The organism is Arthrobacter sp. JUb115 (assembly GCF_004365035.1).
In the GTDB taxonomy this organism is placed as follows: Bacteria; Actinomycetota; Actinomycetes; order Actinomycetales; family Micrococcaceae; genus Glutamicibacter.
On the sequence record NZ_SOBS01000012.1, the window covers coordinates 65144 to 87071 of the forward strand.

Below are 21928 nucleotides of genomic sequence, written 5' to 3' on the forward strand. Positions count from 1 at the left end.
AGTTCCATCCATTGAGCGGGGCGTGGATCAGCTTGGCAAAATCCGGTCCGCTTCGCGCACGGCCATGCGGGAGAACAAGGATTGCCCATCGGCCAATAGCGCTGGCGCCGCACCGCGTTCCAGCACCACTCCTTCATGGAGCACCAGCACGTTCTGCGCCCGGGCCAGGATCGATAGCCGGTGGCTGATCATCAGCACCGCCATCCCTTCACCGCGGCGGCGTTCCACTGCTTCCAGGACCAGCTGTTCGCTGCGTGCATCCAGGGCGCTAGTGGATTCATCGAGGATCAATACCGCGGGGTTGCGCAGCAGCGCCCGGGCCAGGGCCACGCGCTGGCGCTGGCCACCGGAAAGCCGGGCAAAGCGATCCCCCAACCGGGTCTGCAATCCGGCCTTCTGCTGGCGCAGCCAGGGGCCCATGCCCAGCTCGTCGAGGACCTGCTCCATCTCGGCGTCGCTGATCCCGTCTGCACCCAGCAAGAGATTCTCACGCAGCGTTCCACGGATCATCACCGCCTCTTGGGAGACCAGGATGATCCGGGTGCGCAGCTGCGCCAAGCTGGCGGCCTCCAGCGGCACATCGCCGAAGCTGGCGGTGCCGGCAGCTTCCACCGAGCGCACCAGGGCTGCTGCGACCGACGATTTGCCGGAGCCGCTTTCGCCCACCAATGCGAGCAGGGAGCCTGGTTCCAGCTCGAAATCCACGCCGCGAACTACCCGATGGCGCTCGAAGGCAACCGACAGATCCGCCACGCGCAAGGTGCCGGAAGCAGGAAGGGGAACCGGGTTGGCGGGTTCGGAAACCGGATGGCTGGTTATCGCCGTGGCGTACAGCCGGCGAGCGCTGGCCAGCGAATCCTGCAGGCCCAGGATGAACCCGTCTACCGCGCGCACCGCTTCATAGGAAGGGACCAGGGCACAGCACAGCACGATCAGCATGCCGAACTGCCCGGCGGTTCCCAGCAGGACAAAGAGCGCGAGCAGGCTGCCCCAGACCACCAGCTGGGTCAGCGTGGCCCGTACCGCGCCCAGGGTTCCGGCCGATCGCGCCGCTTGCCGGCTTTCGTGCAGGCTTTCGCGCATCCGCGCCATGACGGGTTTGCCGGCATTGAATCCGTGAATCACGTCGATGCCGGCAAGCGTGTCGGCCAGCAGCTGGTTCTGGGTGCCGCGAGCACTGGCGGTGGCCCGCGCGGTACGGCGCAGGGCGCCGACCCCAATGGCCGGGATGGCCAGCCCGATCAGCACATAGCCGGCGAGCAGCACGAGGGCCGGTTGCATGCCGAATACCGCCCAGGTTCCCCAGGTTGCCAGGCCGCTGACTGCCACTGCCGCCACGGCTGGGGGCAGGGTGTGGGCGAAGAACACCTCGACCTTGTCGATGTCGCTGGTGGCCTTGGCGAGCATGCCGCCGGAATTCTTGCTGTCCGCGGCGAAGGGCGCTTGGCGTTCAAATGCCTGGTACATGCGGTTGCGCAGCCGCGCCAGGGACAGGAAGGCCACCCGGTGCCCTACATACTGCTCCAGGTAGCGCACCGCGCCCTTGACCAGCCCCAGCAGGATGACCACAGCGATCAGCGGTCCCCAGCCAAGGTCCATAGGCAGCTGCGCACCGCCCAGGTGCAGGGCCTTGGCCAGGCCGAACCCGGCCACGGCGTAGATCCCCAGCGAAGCCAGGCGAGTGGCGCAGGCCAGCACGCAGGCCAGCAGCAGCGGCGGGAGCAGGTCCTTGGTGCTGCCAATCAGCCAGGCGACGGTTTTGATAGTGGAGATTTTCTGCGTGCGCATTAGTTCCCCTCCCCCAGCTGGCTCCGGCCACTGGCATGCAGCGCATCAGCGCGTTGGCGGAATCCGTCCATGGCTTCCTTGAGATAGCCGTCGGCGGCCAGCAGCTCGTCACGGCGTCCGGCCTGGATGAGCTGTCCGTGGTCCATGACCAGAACATAGTCGTAGTCGGCCAGCAACCCCAGCCGGTGGGTGACGGTGATGACCGTGGTGCTGCGGTCCAAGGAGCGCAGGGTCCCCAGCACGTCCGCTTCGGTCTGGACGTCCAAGGCGCTGGTGGGCTCATCGAGCAGCAGCACGGGACGCTGCGCCAGCAGGGCGCGGGCCAGCGACAGGCGCTGGGCCTGGCCGCCAGAAAGCCGTGCCCCGCCCTCGCCCAGGCGTTGGGCCAATCCCCCGGGTTGCGCCTCGAACCACGCTCCCATGCCGACCTGGCGCAGCGCCACGAGCAGTTCGCCGTCGGCAGCCCGGGGCGCACCGAGCAGGAGGTTCTCGCGCAGGCTCATGCCGAAGAGCGTGGCGTGCTGTTCCACTACGGCGGTATTGGCCTTCAAGGTTGCCGGGCCCATGGCTTGGCGGGCATCGCGGATGGTGCCGGAGGACGCTTCGAGCTGGCCCTGGAGCACGCGCAGCAGCGTCGTCTTGCCGCTGCCCGAGGGGCCGATGATGGCAGTACGCGAACCGGCCGGGAAATGCCAGGAAATTTTGTCCAGCGCGTGGTGCCCGCTGTCGTAGCTGGCGCTGACTTCTTCCAGGATCAGATCGCGGTGGCGCAGGTCCACGTGCAGCGGATTGGCCATGGAGCGGTGCATGGGGATGTCGGCGACTTCGGCCAGTTTCTTCTCGGCAGCCTTGCCGGTCATCCCGATGTAGAAGAAGCTGCCGACGTAGTTGACCGGGGCGAGCATCAGGAAGCTCAGGATCACCAGGGACAGGGCAGAACCCGGGGTGATGGCCCCGGAGCTGGCGCGCCACCAGGCCAGCAGGGCGGCACTGGCGAGCAGCAGCACGGCGAAGCTGGAATCGATGACCAGCAAGATCAACTGGTTGCGGGCCAGCAGTTTCATCACTTGCTGGCGTACGCGTTCGGTGGCCTGCTCGATGCGCGATCCCATCCACCGGCTGCCGCCGTTGAGCTTGAGCATGCCCAGCGAGCGCAGTGCGTCCAGGAAGGTCGCCGAGAGGATGCCCTGGGCTCGGCGGTACTCGCCGTTCGAGGAGCCGAAGCGCCGCTGGAAGCCCAGGACGATGACCGGGACCAGCGCGGTGGGAACCAGCAGTACCAGTGCGCTGAGCGGGTCGATGGCAAAGGCGATGAAGCACAGGATCAATACCGGGGTGGCTACCGCGGAGATGGCCGGGCCGATGAAGCTGGAACGGTATTTCACGGACCGTTCCACCGAGTCCATCGCCGCATGCAGCAGCTCCCCATCGCCGGAGGCGCGCACCGCCAGCGGGCCGATGGACAGATAGTGCTTGAGCAGCTTCATGCGGTGGTACTCGGTCAGGTCGAGGCTGTTGCGCGAGATCACGACCGGGATCAAGAAGGTGGCAACCGCCATGATCAGCAGTTCGCCGAAGGCGCTGGCATACCATTGGGTGCCCAGCGGCCGATGGGCCATGAGTTCATCCAGGCCTTGGCCCACGACGATCACCAAGCCGGCGGTTCCGGCCGCGGCACTGAGGCTCAGTGCCACCACGATGGCTGTTGCAGCCGAAAATATTCCAAAGACCCTACGCACCCTCCTATCCTAGGGCAGAGCACACCGGCAGTTCCGCGCCGTGGGGCTTGCCGTCAAGGCTGGGCCGTGAAGCGTCATACATTGCCCGTGATGCGCGTTGTGCGCGAAACTGGAGTGCATGAGCACCCCGGAGCTGAAACAACGTCCGCATTCTGTCACCTTGCGATTCCTCGCGGCACCGACCGACGTCGATGTCACCGGGATTGTTCCTGCGGGCACCGTTCTGGAGTGGGTCGACAAGGCCGCCTACGCTGCGGCGGTGGGATGGTCCTCCAGCTATTGCGTTACCGCCTATGTAGGCAATATCCACTTCGCCGACCCGATCCACTCCGGGGATCTGGTGGAAGTGACCGCTTCGGTGGTGTACACGGGAACCAGCTCCATGCACATCCATACCGAGGTGTCTTTCAGCGATCCGCGCGAATTGCGTCCGGTGAAGTCCAGCAGCTGCCTGGTGATCTTCGTAGCCGTCGGCGAGAATGGCAAGCCGACCCCGGTTCCGGCGTTCACCCCGGGTACGGCCAGGGAAATCGCCATGCGCGAGAATGCGTTGGCGCGCATTGAGATCCGCGAGCAGATCGTCGCGTCCATGAACGAACAGGTATACACCGATGAGGGAACCGCCGAACGCGTGACGCTGCGCTTCCTGGCGGCGCCCACCGATGTGAACTGGGGCGGCAAGGTCCACGGCGGCATCGTGATGAAGTGGATTGATGATGCCGCTGAGCTGTGCGCGGCCCGCTACTGCCAGCAGGAAACCGTTGCAGTGTTCTCCGGCGGCGTGCGTTTCTACCGCCCGCTGCTGATCGGCCACCTGGTGGAGGTCGAGGCGCGCCTGGTCTACACCGGGAACAAGGGAATGCACATTGCGGTGCATGTGCGCTCTGGCGACCCGAAGACCCGGGAAATGCAGCTGACGACCTACTGCCTGACCGTGATGGTGACCCGCGATGAAACCGGCACCGCTGTTCCGGTCAAGCCCTGGGTGCCCGTCACCGGGGAGGACAAGCGGCTGTGGAATCACGCCCGCGACTTGCTGGCCATCCGCGCCAACGCGCCTGGCGGTTACACCCCAATCCATATGGCCAAGGAGAACGCCAAGTGAGTGCAGCAAAGCCCTTCGTCAAAGTGTGCGGCTTGTCCACTGCCCAGGACGTGCAAGCCGCAGCGGCCCATGGCGCTGACGCCATCGGGTTCGTGCTCACGCCCAGTGCCCGGGAAATCTCTGCGCAGCGCGCCGCCGCATTGGTGAAGGCTGTTCCTGCAGGCATTGCCACCGTGGCGGTATTCCGCGGCGAAGAGATCCAGACGGTGCTTCAGCTTGCGGCGGACGCCGGCGTGAGTTGGGTGCAGCTGCACGGGCAGCGCACGGCAAAGGATGTGAGCTCCGCCCATGAGGCCGGGTTCAAGGTCATCCGCGCGGTGCGGCGCGATGACCCGGAGGAGCAGTTTGCCGATTGGGGCGAAGATCTGCTGCTCATTGACGCTTCGGTCCCCGGCAGCGGCGAAAGCTGGGATTATGCGGCAGTGAAGGATCTGGCCGCTGGTCGGCGCTGGCTGGTGGCCGGCGGACTGTCCCCGCAGAATGTTGCTGATGCCTTGGCTGCGTCCAGCGCTTTCGGCGCCGATGTCTCCTCGGGCGTCGAATCATCGCGCGGAGTCAAGGATCCCGAGCTGATCGCCATGTTCATTGATGCGGCCAAGGCTTCGCCGAATCCCGCACGTTGAGTCCCCCGGCACGGCATTCGCGCCGTTCAGCAGGAATTGCGCGAGTGAATTGATTCAGCGGATCCAATTGTGCGGGGCCGGCTTGCGGGTGCTGGGCAGCGCTCCGTCCTGGCGCCACTGGTGCAGCCACTCGGGCAGCACCATGTCTGCTGGCAGTTCCAAGCCGACTGCTGCCAGGATTTCCTCGTTGGAAACCGCACCCTTTTTCGAGGTCATCCGGGTGGCGACATAGGCGCGAGCGTAGATTTCGCCCTTCACGACGATGCGCTGCTCGAAGAAGATGCATTTGTCGTCCATGCCGATCAGCCGGGTTTCCTGGGAGAACTTGGTTCCCAGGCGCACCGACTTGCGGAAGGTGATGGTCTCGGTCTGCACGACCGGAACCCATTTATTCCTGGACATGATGTCCCAGACACCGGAACGGAACATCAAGTCGAAGCGTCCGAGATCGAAGATCGAGAAGTACATGCCGTTGTTGATGTGGCCGGCAAAGTCGATATCGGTCAGCGTGGCACGCATGCCCACTGAGCTGGTGTCGAACATCGACAGCTTGGAAGCCTTCTTGCTGTTCAGGTAAACCATGAGGATTCGGAAAATCATGTGCATACCATCACATTACTGCCTAGTAACCTTTCTGCCTAGCGCATTTCCTCCCGGGTCAACGCCAGGGGTAAGCCTCCAGGCTCATGCCCGGAGAACCGCAGACCGGTAAAGTCGTTTCCAATGCCTGGCCAACGAGATGATCAAGGAACACCATGTACCGACTCCCCGAGCTAGTACACCGGAGGCTCCCGACGCTGCCTCCGGTGGATTGGGAACGTCCGTCTCCGGATAAGAAGAGCTTGCGCCGCGATATTATCGTCGCTTCGGGCTTCCTCCTGCTGGCGCTGGCCATGCACGAACTGCTGCTCTCCCTGACCGAGCAAGAGAACGCGCCCGATCCTCTTCTCGCCTATCTCGTGCTTGTGTCCCTGATCGTGCCGCTGATGTTCCGCCGGCGCTGGCCCATAACCATGATGCTCATCGGTTCGGCTGCGTTCGTGGGCGCCGGAAGCGAAAATACCTACCAAGTCGGCATGGAGCTCTGCGCGCAGCTGGCCTATTTCATCGGCATCTACACCGCGGTCACGTGGTCGAAGAACCGCCGGGGACTGTGGATAGCGATGAGCGTGGTGCTGCTGTTCATGGCTACCTGGGTGATCGTCACCTTCTTCACCTCCGATTTGCTCACGGCCACCGGAACTTCCATGGTCGAGGATCCAGCAGGCGTGCTGCCGACGTCAACGGCCTTCATCTTCTACAACCTGCTGATGAACCTGCTGTACTTCGGCGGCGCGATCTTCCTGGGCATGGTCAGCTGGACCAATGCCTACGCCAGCCAAATAGTGGAAACCCAGGCCCAGCGCATTGCCGACCAGTCCCAGCAGCTGGCAGACCGTGCGGTCAACGAGGAACGGCTGCGCATCGCCCGCGAGCTGCACGATGTCATTGCCCACCACATTGCCTCGGTGGGAATCCAGGCGTCGGCCGCCCGCATGGTGCATGAGCGCGATCCCCAGCAGTCCATCGAACTGATGCGCGGCATCGAGTCCTCGGCACGCAGTGCAGTCAGCGAAACGCGGGCACTGCTGGGCGTATTGCGCGAACATGGCGGACCGGAGGATTCGCCGAACTGCGCTGAGGGGGCACGGAACCCCGAACCATCCATGGCGCAGCTCGATGAGCTGATCGCAGCCAATGAACGCCAGGGACTGAGCATCCAGATCTCCCGCGATGAACACCAGCCCGGCTTCATTTCCGACCTGCCGGCAGGCCTGTCGCTCGCGCTCTACCGCATCAGCGGCGAAGCCCTGGCCAATGTCCGTGCGCATTCCACGGCCCGCACAGCTACCTTGTCGCTGCGTTCGGGAACCGATGCCGATGGCGCATGGATAGAAGTCGAGGTCACCGACAGCGGCCGTCCCCGGCCGGATTCCGCCGGTGGCGGCTACGGCCTGCGTGGCATTCGCGAACGCGCCAAGCTGCATCACGGGCTAGTGGAAATCGGCCCGCGCATTCCGCACGGCTGGCGTACCCGGGCCCGGTTGCGCGTGGTTTCCGACGCGGCAACTAGACTGGCAACATGAGCAAAATTACCGTGGTGATCTGCGATGACCAGTCGCTGATCCTCTCGTCGCTGAAACTGATCTTGCAAACCGATCCGCAGATCCAGGTCATCGGCACGGCAGGCAACGGCCAAGCGGGCCTGGAAATGGTTCGCGAGCTGAACCCCACGGTGGCGCTGATGGATATCCAAATGCCGCAGATGGACGGCATCGAAGCCACGAAGCTCATCGCCAGCACCACCCAGACCAAAGTCATTGTGCTGACCACCTTCAACCGCGACGACTACCTCTTCGAGGCCATGGATGCCGGGGCCAGCGGGTTCCTGCTGAAGAATGCAGAGCCTGAAATGCTGGTGGCCGCCGTGCACCAGGTGGCCGCCGGCCACGGGCTGCTCTCCCCCGAAGTCACGCTCAAGCTCATCCAGCGTGGCACCGGCGCGGTCCCTGTCGCGGATTCGGCAGCGGCAACTACCGAGGCCCAGCAGCTGGAAAAACTCACCGAACGCGAACGCCAGGTACTCTGCGAACTGGCCCAGGGCAAGAACAACCAGGAAATCGCCGCAGTGCTCTCCTTGTCGGAAGCCACGGTGAAAACCCACCTGTCGAACCTGTTGGCGAAGCTGCACCTGCGCGACCGGGTGCAGGGCGTGCTATTCGCCCACCGCGCCGGACTCATCCAATAGTTTCATTCTCCAGACGGAGCGCAAATGCTGCTTCGTTTCCTAAGCTGATGAGTAGAAACAATACTTGGCAGAGGAAAACATGCTTGAGCTAAACCATGTGTCACGGTCATTTGCACAGAATTTGGTGCTCGATGACATCAGCTTCACCGTACCTGGCGGCGCGCTCACCGGATTCGTCGGTGCCAACGGTGCCGGCAAGACCACCACCATGCGCATCATCATGGGATTGCTCAGCGCCGATTCCGGTTCTGTTTCGCTCAACGGCCAACCGCTCAATGGAGCCACCCGCCCCAACTTCGGCTACATGCCCGAGGAACGCGGCCTGTATCCCAAGCAGCCGGTCATAGACCAGCTGGTCTACCTCGGACAGCTCCATGGCCTGTCCCGCTCCGGAGCACGCAAACGGGCCATGGAACTGCTGGCCCGTTTTGGTTTGGCTGACCGCGCCAAGTCGAAACTCGAATCCCTGTCCCTGGGCAACCAGCAACGCGTGCAAGTCACCGCAGCACTGCTGCACGAACCCGACGTGCTCATCCTCGACGAACCTTTCAGCGGACTTGACCCGATCGCGGTGGACGCAATGAGCTCCATCCTGCGCGACTATGCAGCGCGTGGCGTACCGGTGCTCTTCTCTTCGCATCAGCTGGATCTGCTCGATGTGCTGGTGGACCACCTGGTGATCATCCAGGAAGGCAGGATCCTGGCCAATTCATCGGCAGCCGGGCTCCGTGCGACGCAGGCATCCCGGCACCGGTTGTCCCTGGGCTCCGACACGGGCTGGCTGCGCAATGAACCGGGGGTCACCGTTATCGATATTTCAGGCCATGACGCATTGGTGAATTTCGACTCCGAATCCGATGCCCAACGCGTGCTCGCCACCGCCATGAGCCGCGGGCCCGTCGCAGAGTTCGCAGTCCATCGCCCTTCGCTGGCCGACATCTACCGGGAGATCATCAAGTGAACACCACCACGGCTCCATGGCTCATTGTCGCCTTGCGCGAAGTCGAAACCAAGCTGCGCGACAAAGCTTTCATCATCAGCACCATCGTGACCTTGCTATTCATCATCGGATCGGTCGCCCTTACCGGTTTCCTCGCCAATCGCACGTCGAATTTCGCCGTGGCGGCCACCGACGATGCCAGTTTCCGGGTGCTGGAGCAGGTGATCCAGGATCGCCCCGAAGACGTGGAATTGAGCATTTCCAGGCTCGCTCCTGAACAGGCGGAGCAGCAGCTATCCGCTGAGCGGCTGAACGCGACCTTGTCCGGTTCGGCCGATGCGCAGGAATTCACGCTGACCGGTTTCAACGCGGTCGACCAAGAGCTCAGTTCTCTGGTCCGCGAAGCAATGAAAACCGTGAAGACCGATCAGCTGCTGGCCGAGGCCGGACTGGAATCAGCTAGCCTGCCCGATAACGAGGACCTCATTCTCGATCAGCTCCATGGCGATTCCGAACGGGCCGCGATGGCCAGTGCCATGGCGCTGGTCTTCTCATTCCTCTTCTACATGGCCGCATTCCTCTTCGGCATGCCCATCGCCAACTCGGTCATCGAGGAGAAGCAGAACCGCGTGGTCGAGATCCTGGCCAGCACCATCCGGCTGCGCCAGCTGCTGGCAGGAAAAATCATCGGGAATGTCGTTCTCGCAATGATCCAGCTCCTGGCCTTCCTCAGCATTGGCTTGCTGGCTGCCTACATTTCCCCGATCCAGATCCCGTTCCTCGGAGTTGTCACCCAGGTGGCCGGGTGGTTCGTGGTGTTCTTCTTCGGCGGTTTCCTGCTTCTGGCCGGGATCTGGGCAGCGTTGGGCTCCTTGGCTACCCGTACCGAGGATCTGCAGCAATCCAGCGGGCCCGTGGTGGGCCTCCTGATGGCGGTGCTGTTCATCGGGTTGTATGCCAAGGGCAGCTTCCTGGTGGTCGCTTCGTACATTCCTATCGTCTCCTCGGCGGCGATGCCTAGCCGCCTGCTCTCCGGCGAGGTAGCTATCTGGGAGCCGATTCTTTCCCTGGCAATTCTCCTGGCTGCCTGCTGGCTCGTGCTGCTGTTTGCCGAGAAGATCTACGGCAGGGCAGTGATGCACACCGGTGGCGCGCTGACCTTGCGCAAGGCACTGAAGCTCGAGGTCTGAGCCAGCCTGCCAAGAACAGGAAAAGGGATTGCACAGCCAGTTTCATTAGACTTGGCTAAGTGAGCGAAGAAAAACCACTGTTGCATCTGCCGGCCCGCCTGATCATTGTTTGGCTGGTGCTGATCGCCGGCATCACCGGATCCACACTGCTGTCCACCGCCGACTATGTCACCGGCGGCAGCCTGCTCTCACTGATCGCCTTATGGGTGATCAGGCTCGTGGCCATCGGCAGCTTCTGGCTGCTCGAAGCACGCAAGGACACCAAGGTCTTCGCGATGCTGCTGGTCCTGCTGTCGCTGGTCCTGGACATCTTGCTGAAGCTGCCGGTACTGGACACCGTGGAGTATGGCGATTGGTTCCTGGTCTCCGCGCTGGATCTGCAAGGAATGTACACCGGCTACTTCACCGTCTGGGGCCTGCTCCTGCCGGTGCTTTCGCTGGTTGGCTGGTTCGTCCTGCGTCCCCGCAAGCTCGCTGGCTGGATCGTCGGCCTGCTCTCGGCGGTGGGCCTGGGATTTGCGGCCCTATCCGTGGCTGGTTCGGCCAGCGGATCCGTACTCGCCTTTACCCTGGTGACCTTGGCGCGCTACATTCTTCCGGCGATCCTCTCCGCCACCGCGGATCTTCTGGTCGCCAAGTTCAAGGTACGCAAGAAGTAAAGAGCTTTCCAACATAAAGCAGTGGCCAGCATCCAAATGAATGGATGCTGGCCACTGCTTTATGCGCTTGCCTGCTAGATCAGCGAATCGCTGAGGTGATTCGGGGTGCCGAAGCGGTGAGCGGTGATGGATACCGCCTGCTCATGCAGGAATGGAAGCATCTCCACCCGTCCGGCAGCGGTCACCGGCGATGCGTAGATGGCCACATCCGGCTTGCCGTTGGCTGCCTCGGCGACAGCCTTCATCGAGCCGCCGATCAGGCGGATGCGGGCAGCGGACTCCGGACCGGTCTTCGCAGCCAGCTTCGCAGCACGGGCGGCGAATGCCGCAGCGTCTTCGCGCACCACGGTGACCGAGTTCTCGGCCAACAGGTTGCGCACGCCCAAGGGCAGCTGCACGTCAGCGGAGAAGATCACGCGGGAACCTGCGGTGACACCGGCGGCAATGACGCGCAGCGCCTCGGCCAGTCCGTGGCCGCTGGTGGCTTCTTCGAAGCGCACGGTCACGTCAACCGCGCGGTAGCGGAAGATGTTGCGCTCGGCGACCAGCCCCGAGCGGTCCTTGGCCTGGTTGAACTCGTTGTTCCACCACAGCTTGTCGCTGGCCAGTGCCGAGCCCAGCCACTGCGCCTGCTCCGAATCCAGTTCTGCGGTGTTCAGCAGGCGCTGGTCGAATGCCGAGAGCGCTGCGCCCTGCGTGGCGGGGGCGTCCACCCAGGAGCCCATGCCGACCAGGTAGTTCGGGCCGCCGGCCTTGGTGCCTGCGCCGATGGCCGACTTCTTCCAGCCGCCAAACGGCTGGCGCTGCACGATGGCACCGGTGATGCCGCGGTTGGCGTAGATGTTGCCCGCCTGGATGTTCTCCAGCCAGTAGCCCATCTCCGCCGAATCCAGCGAATGCAGGCCCGAGGTCAGGCCGTAGTCCACCTCGTTGACGATCTCCACCGCTTCTTCCAGGGTCTTGGCGGTCATCACGCCGAGAATCGGGCCGAAGTATTCGGTCTTGTGGTACTCGCTGCCGCGGGCCACATCGTAGCGCACGCCCGGCGAGTAGAGCTTGCCCGAGTCATCGAGCTGCTTCGGCTCAATGGCCCAACGCTCGCCGGCGCCCAGGGTGGTCAGGCCCCGCTTGAGCTTTTCGCCCGGCTCGCCGATCAATGGACCCATCTGGGATTCGGGGTTCCACGGGTAGCCGACCTTCAGCGACTTCACCGCATCGATCAGCTGGTTGTTGAAACGGCGGGATTCAGCCACCGAGCCCACCAGCACCACCAGCGAAGCTGCCGAGCACTTCTGTCCGGCGTGGCCGAAGGCCGACTGCACGACGTCGCGCGCAGCCAGATCCAGGTCGGCGTTCGGGGTGACGATGATGGCATTCTTGCCGGAGGTCTCAGCCAGCAGCGGCAGGTCCTTGCGGAAGGAGCGGAACAGTTCCGCGGTCTCGTAGCCGCCGGTGAGGATCAGGCGGTCCACGCGCTCATCGGAGACCAGCTGCTGGCCCAGGGAGCGATCGCCCACGAAGACCAGCTGCAGCACGTCCTTGGGCACGCCGGCATCCCACAGGCACTGCACCATGACGGCGCCCACGCGGGCGGCCTGGCTGGCAGGCTTGATGATCACCGAGGAACCGGCGGCCAGCGCCGAGAGGGTGGAACCGGCCGGAATCGCCATCGGGAAGTTCCATGGCGGGGTGACCACGGTCAGCTTCGACGGGACGAACTTCGCGCCATCCACGGCATCCAGTTCGCGGCCCAGTTCCGCGTAGTAGTGCGCGAAGTCGATGGCCTCGGAAATTTCCACATCGCCCTGGTCAATGGTCTTGCCGCATTCGGAGCCCAGGACCTCGAGCAAGGTGGCGCGGCGCTCCTCGAAGAGCAGGCCGGCACGGTGCAGGATCTGCGCGCGCTGGGCCGAGCCCAGCTGCTGCCAGCCGGCGGCGGCATCCACGCCCATGGCGATGGACTCGTCGAGTTCGCCGGCGCTGTTCAGGGTGTTGTTCTTGACCAGTTCCTTGCCCAGCGGCGATTCCTGCATCTTGGCCAGGATCTCGCGTCCCCAGGCACGGTTCTGGTTCAGGTCCGGGTCGGTATCGGGGGTGTTGAAGAATTCGGTGGAGCCGTCGGCGAAACCCGCCACGCGGGTGCTCAGCGACGGATCCTGGACCTGGCGGTTCTGCACGCGATGCGGGGCAGGGACCACATTGGACATGGCTTCCAGGGATGCGAGGAAGCGGTTCTTCTCGCGTTCGAACAAGGCCTCGTTCTTGGCCAGCTCGAAGACTGCGGACATGAAGTTTTCCTGGCTGGCGCCCTCTTCGAGGCGGCGGATCAGGTAGGCGATGGCCACGTCGAATTCCTGCGGGTGCACCACCGGGGTGTAGAGCAGCAGCGAGCCGACGTCCTTTCGCACCGCTTCGGCCTGGCCGGTGGCCATGCCCAGCAGCATTTCGAATTCGATGCCGTCGGTGGCGTTGCGCGACTTGGCCAGCAGCCAAGCCAGCGCGACATCAAAGAGGTTATGCCCGGCGATGCCGATGCGGATGTTCTTCACGTGTTCCGGACGCAGCGCGTATTCCAGCACGGACTTGTAGCTGGTGTCGGAGTCCTGCTTGGTGTGCCAGGTGGCCAGCGGCCAGCCGTGGATGTCAGCTTCCATGGTTTCCATTGGCAAGTTGGCGCCCTTGACCACGCGGACCTTGATCGGTGCGCCGCCTTCGGCCACGCGGGCCGCGGAGAATTCCTGGAGCTGGATCATCGCGCCCAGGGCATCTGGCAGGTAGGCCTGCAGCACGATGCCGGCGGGCAGGTCCTTGAATTCGGGCTTGGACAGGCTCTTGGTGAAGACCGCGATGGTCAGCTCCAGGTCCTTGTACTCTTCCATGTCCAGGTTGATGAATTTCTTCTTCGGGCTGTTGGCAGCCAGCTCATACAGCGGCTGCAGCTTGTCCACGATGTGCTCCACGGCTTCATCGAACGCCCAGTGGTTGTGCGGGGCGACGGTGGAGGAGACCTTGATCGACACGTAGTCCACGTCATCGCGTTCCAGCAGCTTGGTGGTGCCATCCAGGCGGCGGGCCGCTTCGCCTTCGCCGAGGATCGCTTCGCCGAGCAGGTTGACGTTCAGATCCACGCCCTCGCGCTTGATCTTGGAGATCGCGCCGCCCAGCTTGGCATCCGAGGCGTCAATGATCAGGTGGCCGACCATCTCGCGCAAGACCTTGCGGGCGATGGGGACAACTACCTGCGGCACGATTGGGGCCATGGCGCCGCCAACTGCGACGGCCTTGCGCATGTACCAGGGAAGGAAGCCTGGAACCATTGGGGCCAGCGCCTTGAGGTTGGCTGCCGCGACGTTCAGGTCTTCGGGGCGGATCACGCCATCGACGAAGCCTACGGTGAAGTCCAGGCCCTTGGGGTCCTTGAGCACTCCGGCCAGGCGGGCGGCGGCGGCATCTACGGGATATTCGGAAGCTTCGGTGAGCCAGCGGCGCACCAGCTTGATGACGTCGTCAGCGAGTTCGGCCGGCGAGGTGAGCGGGTTGCCGTCGGCATCTAGTGCGGCTGGCACTACGTGCTGGGTGGAGGTGAAAGACACTGGTGGTCCCTTCGATGCAATTCGTACTTGTGGTTCGGCACCGAACGCTGATGTCGTTATGGCTAATCCGGCGGCCTGCTGCTGCCAGTGGGCCGATAAGAAAAGCTGTGTGCAAGATCGAGTATGAACCTATATTGTCTTAAGCAAAAGTGAACAAAACCGAAGATGTTCGTTCGGTTTTGCCGAAGTGTCTGGACTCCGTGAGTCCCCATTAACTGAATGGCGGGAAATCCGTGCTTGAACTGAGAAGATTGCGCTTGCTTCGCGAATTGCATATCCGCGGAACCATTGCCGAGGTGGCCGATGCGCTGAGCTACTCCCCCTCCTCCGTGTCGCAGCAGCTGAGCCAGCTGGAAACCGAAACCGGAGTGGAGCTGCTGCGGCGCACCGGACGCACCCTCAAGCTCACCCCGCAGGCCCAGATCCTGGTGGCCCACACCGAAGAGCTGCTCGATTCCATGGAACGCGCCGAAGCGGATCTGTCCGCGGCCATGTCCACGGTGTCCGGAACCGTCCGGCTAGCGGTTTTCCAGACGGCCATGCTCCGGCTCATGCCGCCGGTACTGCGCGAACTGCGCACCAGGCACCCCAATCTGCGGGTGGAAATGAGCCAGCAGGAGCCAGCCGACGCGCTGAATGAAACCAGCAGCCGAAGTTTCGATTTGGTGGTCGCGGAGCAGTACTCGGGGCATTCCGCACCGCACTATGACAACCTCGATCGGCGTGTTCTGACTCACGATCCGATCCGACTGGCCTTGCCGGCACGGGGCGCGGCCGGAAACGCGGAATTCGACCGGGTGCACACCTTGGAGCATGCCAATTCCCTGCCCTGGGTGGTGGAGCCAGCGGGCGCCGCCAGCCGGCACTGGGCCCTGCAGGCTTGCCGGCTTGCGGGGTTCGAGCCGGACCTGCGCTACGAAACCGCTGATTTGCAGGCTCACGTGCAGTTAGTCGCTTCAGGCAACGCCGTGGCGATGCTCCCGGAGCTGGTTTTGCGCGACCAGCGCAGCAGCCTGCGCACGGTGGATCTTCCCGGCTCTCCGGAGCGCACCATCTTCACCGCCATGCGGCATTCCTCCACCCAGTCCCCGGCCATCCGCGCGGTGCGCAAATCGCTGCACGCGCAGCCCGGAATGAGTGATGCAAGCAACTCCGCGATTTTGGCTACCCCTGCAGACTTCGATACGGTCGACTAGATAACAGAATGATCACAGACCAAATGGCACCCGGCGACAAACCGGAGAATTAGTGCCATAGTGGTGACTCGCACCACAGAAATCCGCGCCTATGGCGGCTGAGAAAAGCCCCAGGCACAAACGGTAATGAGGAAAAATGTCCGACCAGACTTTCCAGATGATTGCGATCGCAATTTACATGGCCGCCATGCTTGGCATCGGCTATATTGCATATCGCCGCACCAACAACATTGACGATTACATGCTGGCCGACCGCGGCCTGAAGCCGTGGGTCGCAGCCCTTTCCGCAGGCGCATCCGACATGTCCGGCTGGCTGCTCATGGGCCTGCCCGGCGCCATCTACCTCGGTGGCTTGCACGAAGCATGGATCGGCATCGGCCTGCTCATCGGCGCGTGGCTGAACTGGAAGTTCGTCGCCCCGCGGCTGCGTTCCTACACCGCGATCTCGCAGAACGCCATCACCATCCCGAGCTTCTTCGAAAAGCGCCTGAAGGACAACAGCCACCTGCTGCGCATCGGCGCATCGGTGATCATCCTGGTGTTCTTCACCTTCTACGTATCCTCGGGAATGGTGGCTGCAGGCAAGTTCTTCGAGGCTTCCTTCGGCTGGCAGTACCTTGCGGGCATGTTCTTCGTGGCAGGAATCACCTTGCTCTACACCCTGTTCGGCGGCTTCCTCGGAGCATCCTTGACCGATATGGTCCAGGGCGTGCTGATGTTCGCCGCACTGATTGCCGTGCCAATTGTGGCAGTCATCCAGATCGGCAGCATCGGGGACATCACCTCGAAGGTCACCGAAGTCAATCCCGAAGCGTTCAACCTGTTCTCCTCCTTCAGCGACAACAGCGCGATCCTCGCCGCCGTGGCCATCTTCTCCACCGCAGCGTGGGGCCTGGGCTACTTCGGCCAGCCGCACATCATCGTGCGCTTCATGGCGCTGCGCACCCCGGGCGAAGCGAAGACCGCACGGCGCATCGGCATCGGCTGGATGTTCCTGACCACCCTGGGCGCCATCGCCACCGCGTTCATCGGCGTCGCGTACTTCGCCGATCAGCCGCTGGACAAGGCCAGCAGCGAAACTGTCTTCCTGCTGCTGAGCCAGATCTTCTTCCACCCGCTGATCGCCGGCCTGGTGCTCGCCGCGGTGCTGGCGGCCATCATGTCCACCATGTCATCGCAGCTGATCGTCTGCTCCTCGGCACTGGTGGAGGACCTGTACAACATCACCGGCCGCAAGGCTTCGCCCAAGGCCCTGGTCATGCTGGGCCGCTCGGGCGTGCTGCTGGTGGCCGTCATCGCCGCCCTGCTGGCGCTGAACCCGAACTCCTCCATCCTTGAGCTGGTCTCCTTCGCGTGGGCGGGCTTCGGCGCCGCCTTCGGCCCGGTTGTCCTGCTGGCCCTGTACTGGCGCAAGCTGACCGCCGTGGGCGGTTTCGCCGGCATGGTCACCGGCGCCGTCGTGGTGTTCATCTGGGGCAACGTGGACGTGCTGGCCTCGGCCATGTACGAGATCGTCCCGGGCTTCCTCGCCGCACTGGTTGTCGCATGGCTGGTCTCCCGGGCAACCTACCGCCCGAACCCGACCATCGATGCCGAGTTCACCGAAATGGAACAGGAAGTCGGCGCGAAGGTTACCGCCTAGCCAACGCCCCGATCCGAAGCTCCCTTGGTCCGCATGGACCAAGGGAGCTTTTCCCGTTCCCGGACCCTGGTGTAACAGTTCAGGCAGGCTTCGATGTCTATCCTGCCGAAGTGCACCGGGCACAGTAGCCTAGAGCTATGCCCGAGAAACCGAGCTGGAAGGAACTATTCCAAGATGAGCACCACGAGTAAATTCACGCACTGGCAGCGCACCGAGTCACAGTTCCTGGCCGCTGACCCGCAGGCCGTCTACTCGATCGTGGGCAACCTGTCGCAGACCGGCCAGTGGATGAAGAGCTTCGACGGCTTCGTCGTGCATGACGACCAGCGCGGCGTGGGCACCAAGGTGGACCTGCTGCCGCCGGGCAAATTCTTCGGCCCGCTGCACCGCAGCACCGCGCCTTCGGGCTCCATCACCCGGCGCAACCAGGACACCCTCATGGTGGAGTTCACCCAGCCGCAGCCGGCCGGTGAAATGGTCTTGCGCTGGCAGGTAGAGCCCCATGAGCACGGATCCGTGCTGCACTTCACCGCTGAGCTCAACGGCCCGGGCACCACCGCTTTCAAATTCACCGTGGCCAACGCCCTGTGCAAGGACTTCGCCATCGCGGCGGCCCGCCTGTACCGGATCATCGCCCCGGGTGCGCACCGCAAGCGCGATGCCCATGTGGTGATCTCCGGCGGTCGCGGATTCCTTGGCCGCAACCTCGTCGCCGATCTGGTCTGCCGCGGCATTTCCGTATCGGTGCTGACCCGCAACCCGGAAAATGATTTCCCTGCCGAGCAGTACAGCTGGGATGGCGTGCACCAGGGGCCCTGGGCCCGCGCGCTGTCCAGCAAGAATACGGTGCACCTGGTCAATCTGGCTGGCGAGCGCGTCGATAAGCGCAACACCCCGGAGAACATCGCAGCGCTCACCGACTCGCGCGTGGGCTCCACCAAGACCTTGGCCGAAGCCGCAGCCTCGGTGCCCCAGCTGGCCACCTGGATCCAGGCCAGCACCACCGCCATCTTCGGTGACGCCGGCGAGGAAGAGCTGACCGAGTCCAGCCCCGTGCCCAGCGACCAGCGCGCCCTGCCGGAAATGACCGGGGTCGCTTCGGCATGGGAGCAGGCCTTCGCCGAAGCTGCGGTCAACGCCGAGCAGCGCTATCTCTTGCGCACCTCGCTGGTGATGCACCCCGATGCTCCCCTGCTTGGCCCGCTGAACCTGCTGGTGAATACCGGCATGGGCGGTCCGCTGGGGGACGGCAAGCAGTGGTTCAGCTGGATTGGGCTGGAAGACTGGCTGCGCTTGATCCGTTGCCTGCTCGGCTTCGAAGAGCCCTCCATCCCTGCCGGCCTGGTTCATGCCGCCAGCCCGAAGCCGCTGCGCAATGCCGAGGTCATGGCCGCCTTGCGATCCATCGCGGGGTTGCCTGGCCTGCCCACCGGCTCGGTGCTGCCCAAGATCGGCGCCGCGGTCATGGGATCCAATGCCCGGGTCGCGTTGACCGGCCGCAAGGTCACCAGCGAAGTCTTGCAGCAGGCCGGATTCGAATTCCAGCAGCTGGATTTCGCATCGACGGTGTCTGGCTAGCAGCCGCCAGTTACCGCAATAAGGAGTAACCTTTACCTCGCTTTGGGCTCGAACCTGCCGTTGCATGCTAAGTCACAAGCCGCATCGGCGGGGGCGGGTCCAATGTTCACCACGCGTTAAGCAGAACGTGTGCCGGTGCTTACGATGAGCGCTGAGCATGAAACTGTCACGCATTGTGCCGTGCAACCGCCCTTCTTCGGACAGTTTCAAAGGACATCTCCACATCATGGCCAACATTCTTGAAGCCCACGCCCCGGCTTCTCGCCACCGCATGCCCAAACCCAGCGATCTGGACAAGCTGCGCCACAAGGCGCGCGTTGTTACCGATCAGCTCAGCGCAAACGTCGCCGTCGACGCGGCCTACAACGAGTCCGAACCCGCGAATCCCCCGGCCAAGGTCCTGCGCATGGACCGCAAGCTGAAGAACATGAGCGAAGTTCGCCATTTCTTCCGCACCAATACCACTCCGATCTTCTTCCTCGGCGCCACCCCGGTCAATCTGCTGGGCCTTGACCGATGGGTCCGCAAATTCAGCTACATCACCTACTACGACGGCTGGGACGGCCACCACCCGCGGGTCTTCACCCCCGCCGAGAAGCCCTATGTCGATTTCCAGAGCGCCGAAGAGATCAACAACTGGCTGCTGGAGAACTCCGAGGTCCGCGAATACATCGATTCCCAGTGCACCCCGGGCGGTCCCCGGCCGAAGATCGCGATGGTCTTCTTCGACGAGGAAACCGAATCAATCTGCGAGGAACTGGGCTACGACCTGATCCTGCCCTCGGCCGCCTTGCGCACCGAACTGGACTCGAAGATCGTTACCACCAAGCTGGGCAATGCCGCCGGCGCACCATCGGTGCCCAACGTGCTGGGCACCGCCGATAACTACGACGAGCTCATGGAACTGGCCGGGGAAGCCGGCCTGGGCAAGGACCTGGTGGTCCAGACCCCCTACGGGGATTCGGGCAAGACGACCTTCTTCATCGACTCGAAGGCGCAGTTCAAGGCGCATGCCAAGAACATCATCGGCGAACAGCTCAAGATCATGAAGCGCATCAACAACCAGCCGGTGGCCGTTGAGGCAGTGCTGACCGAATGCGGCACGGTGGTGGGGCCGATCCTGACCGAACTGGCCGGCTACAAGGAACTGACTCCGTACAAGGGCGGCTGGTGCGGCAATGAGATGCACCCGGATGTGGTCACCGACTCGCAGCGTTCGCGCGCCATCGATCTGGTCCGCAAGGTGGGCAACGGTCTGAAGGACACCGGCTACCGCGGCTTCTTCGAGGTGGACGTGCTGGTGGACACCGACACCGACGAGGTGTACCTGGGCGAACTGAACCCGCGCATCTCCGGGGCCAGCGCCATCACCAACGTCACCGCCGGAGCCTATGCCGACGTGCCGCTGTTCCTCTTCCACCTGCTTGAATTCCTTGATGTGGAATTCGAGCTGGACGTTGACGAGATCAATGCTCGCTGGGAAGAGATGAGCGGGGCTGATGTCTGGAGCCACATGATCATCAAGGAAACCGATGACATCCTGCAGTACATCACCCATGCCCCACGCACCGGAAACTATTACCTCGACTCGCGCGGCAAGCTGCAATTTTCCCGTTCCGCATTGGACTGGCACCAGCTGCAGACCCACAAGGAAGCATTCTTCCTGCGCATCTACGGCGTAGAGGATTACCGATGGAAGGGAGCCGATCTTGGGGTCCTGGTCACCAAGGCCAAGCTGCAGTACGAAGGCAAGAAGAAAACCAAGCTCAGCATCGATGCCAAGCACTTCATCTCCTGCATCCGATCCCAATACAAGGGAATTGACGTTCCGCCATCAGAGCATGGCAACTGAAGCGACTGATGCCGCCGGGCACATGGCGGCCAACTTGGCAGGTCCTCCCAGCAAGGCGCTGAACATCGCCACCTGGCAGTACCCGCAGAATATCAAGCGCTCATTCCAGAACATCGCCAGGATCCATCCCACCGTGAAGGTTTCGCGCGGCGATGGCCCGATCGTCAGGCTGCACCTGGCCGAGGAGAAGCTGGGCAAACTGGAAGTGGCCAAGGCGAGCATTACCGACCCGGCGCTGACCGTGCGTGGGGTAATGCACGCGACCAATACCGACGCCGTGCTGGTTATGCACAATGGACGGATCCTCTGGGAGAAGTACTACAACACCATGACGTCGCTGACCGATCATCTGCTGATGTCGGTCAGCAAGACCCTGGTGGGTTCCCTGGCCGGGGCGCTGGTGGACGCCGGAATGCTTGATACCGAGCAGGCGGTAGCCACCTACGTGCCGGCGTTGGAACGCAGCGGCTATGCCGGCGCCCGGGTGCGCGACCTGCTGGATATGCGCTCCGGGATCAAATTCTCCGAAGAGTATCTGGATCCCAATGCCGAGGTGCGCCAGCTGGAGGAGGCCATCGGCTGGGCCCCGTCGCGTGGCGGCATCGGGCCTATCGGGATGTACGAGTTCTTGCTGACCCTGCAGGCCAAGGGACCGCACGGCGGGGTCTTCGAATACCGTTCCTGCGAGACCGACGCCCTGGGCTGGGTGCTGGAAGCCGCCGGCGGCGCCCCGCTGCAGGAACTACTTTCGGATTATGTCTGGTCCAAGCTCGGTGCCCAGCAGGATCTGGTGATGGGCGTTGACCAATTCGGCACCGGAATGTTCGACGGCGGATTCAACGCCTGCCTGCGCGATTTGGCGCGTTTCGGCCATCTCTATGTCAATGGCGGGCGTGCGCTGACCGGCAAACAGGTTCTCTCCGAGGCATGGATCGCCGACACCTTCGCCACCGATCCCGCACTGGTCCAGGCGTTCGCCCAGTCCCCGGGCGACAACATGATGCCCGGCGGGCACTACCGGAACCAGATCTGGTTCCCGAACCCTGCCACCGGGGCCGCGGTGGCCCTGGGCATCCATGGCCAGATGATCTATATGGATCCGGCGACCAAGCTGGTCGCGGTCAAGCTTTCCAGCTGGCCGCTGCCGCAGGATGCTTCCAAGCTGTTCCCGACCATTCGTGCGTTCGAGGCGATCTCGGCGCATCTGGCCGGACGGAAAATACAGCCTTAGGGCT

The 21928-nt window shown here is 63.4% G+C and carries 16 protein-coding genes; 12 read left to right on the plus strand and 4 right to left on the minus strand.

Translation table 11 applies throughout. The features are described from left to right. Positions 1–27: 27 nt before the first annotated feature. Positions 28–1788, minus strand: a complete 1761-nt coding sequence (locus EDF61_RS16830; protein ID WP_133834881.1) for an amino acid ABC transporter ATP-binding/permease protein — start codon at positions 1786–1788, stop codon at positions 28–30. Further along, the gene (locus EDF61_RS16835) at positions 1788–3527 is read right to left on the minus strand and encodes an ABC transporter ATP-binding protein/permease (RefSeq protein WP_133834882.1); all 1740 of its coding nucleotides are present in this window, start codon (positions 3525–3527) and stop codon (positions 1788–1790) included. Before EDF61_RS16835 ends, EDF61_RS16830 begins: the two co-directional genes overlap by 1 nt. Positions 3528–3645: 118 nt before the next feature. On the opposite strand from EDF61_RS16835, the gene EDF61_RS16840 reads away from it, so the two are divergent. Next, the gene (locus EDF61_RS16840) at positions 3646–4632 is read left to right on the plus strand and encodes an acyl-CoA thioesterase (RefSeq protein ID WP_133834883.1); all 987 of its coding nucleotides are present in this window, start codon (positions 3646–3648) and stop codon (positions 4630–4632) included. Beyond that, positions 4629–5255 carry a phosphoribosylanthranilate isomerase gene (locus EDF61_RS16845; RefSeq protein ID WP_133834884.1) on the plus strand — a complete coding sequence of 209 codons (627 nt, stop codon included), beginning with the start codon at positions 4629–4631 and terminating at the stop codon, positions 5253–5255. The genes EDF61_RS16840 and EDF61_RS16845 overlap by 4 nt, the downstream gene beginning before the upstream one ends. A 54-nt stretch (positions 5256–5309) precedes the next feature. Here EDF61_RS16845 and EDF61_RS16850 read toward each other — a convergent pair whose 3' ends face one another. Further along, positions 5310–5861, minus strand: a complete 552-nt coding sequence (locus tag EDF61_RS16850) for an acyl-CoA thioesterase (RefSeq protein WP_105658869.1) — start codon at positions 5859–5861, stop codon at positions 5310–5312. A 149-nt stretch (positions 5862–6010) separates the two neighbouring features. On the opposite strand from EDF61_RS16850, the gene EDF61_RS16855 reads away from it, so the two are divergent. From EDF61_RS16855 to EDF61_RS16875, 5 genes are all read left to right on the plus strand, one after another. Beyond that, complete coding sequence (locus tag EDF61_RS16855; protein WP_133834885.1) at positions 6011–7381, plus strand: sensor histidine kinase; 1371 nt, start codon at positions 6011–6013, stop codon at positions 7379–7381. Beyond that, a complete protein-coding gene (locus EDF61_RS16860; protein ID WP_133834886.1) occupies positions 7378–8043 on the plus strand; it encodes a response regulator in 666 nt (221 codons plus the stop codon). The genes EDF61_RS16855 and EDF61_RS16860 overlap by 4 nt, the downstream gene beginning before the upstream one ends. A gap of 79 nt (positions 8044–8122) precedes the next feature. Next, positions 8123–9004 (plus strand): ABC transporter ATP-binding protein, encoded by an 882-nt coding sequence (locus EDF61_RS16865; protein WP_133834887.1) that lies wholly within the window; start codon positions 8123–8125, stop codon positions 9002–9004. Beyond that, a complete protein-coding gene (locus EDF61_RS16870) occupies positions 9001–10173 on the plus strand; it encodes an ABC transporter permease (protein WP_133834888.1) in 1173 nt (390 codons plus the stop codon). Before EDF61_RS16865 ends, EDF61_RS16870 begins: the two co-directional genes overlap by 4 nt. A gap of 59 nt (positions 10174–10232) precedes the next feature. Further along, positions 10233–10832: a hypothetical protein gene (locus EDF61_RS16875; RefSeq protein WP_133834889.1), complete on the plus strand. Its 600-nt coding sequence runs from the start codon at positions 10233–10235 to the stop codon at positions 10830–10832. Between the two features lie 74 nt (positions 10833–10906). Here EDF61_RS16875 and EDF61_RS16880 read toward each other — a convergent pair whose 3' ends face one another. Next, positions 10907–14425, minus strand: a complete 3519-nt coding sequence (locus tag EDF61_RS16880; protein ID WP_133834890.1) for a proline dehydrogenase family protein — start codon at positions 14423–14425, stop codon at positions 10907–10909. Between the two features lie 233 nt (positions 14426–14658). Here EDF61_RS16880 and EDF61_RS16885 point away from each other — a divergent pair, with 233 nt between their 5' ends. The 5 genes from EDF61_RS16885 (at position 14659) to EDF61_RS16905 (ending at position 21924) form a co-directional block, all read left to right on the plus strand. Next, positions 14659–15621 carry a LysR family transcriptional regulator gene (locus EDF61_RS16885; protein ID WP_133834891.1) on the plus strand — a complete coding sequence of 321 codons (963 nt, stop codon included), beginning with the start codon at positions 14659–14661 and terminating at the stop codon, positions 15619–15621. Between the two features lie 136 nt (positions 15622–15757). Continuing rightward, complete coding sequence (gene putP, locus EDF61_RS16890; protein ID WP_133834892.1) at positions 15758–17263, plus strand: sodium/proline symporter PutP; 1506 nt, start codon at positions 15758–15760, stop codon at positions 17261–17263. Between the two features lie 174 nt (positions 17264–17437). Continuing rightward, positions 17438–18841: an NAD-dependent epimerase/dehydratase family protein gene (locus EDF61_RS16895; protein WP_166650866.1), complete on the plus strand. Its 1404-nt coding sequence runs from the start codon at positions 17438–17440 to the stop codon at positions 18839–18841. A 226-nt stretch (positions 18842–19067) separates the two neighbouring features. Then, entirely contained in the window at positions 19068–20693 is a 1626-nt protein-coding gene (locus EDF61_RS16900) for a biotin carboxylase (protein ID WP_133834894.1), read from the plus strand. Beyond that, positions 20683–21924 carry a serine hydrolase domain-containing protein gene (locus tag EDF61_RS16905; RefSeq protein WP_105658879.1) on the plus strand — a complete coding sequence of 414 codons (1242 nt, stop codon included), beginning with the start codon at positions 20683–20685 and terminating at the stop codon, positions 21922–21924. Before EDF61_RS16900 ends, EDF61_RS16905 begins: the two co-directional genes overlap by 11 nt. The last annotated feature ends 4 nt before the right edge of the window (positions 21925–21928 follow it).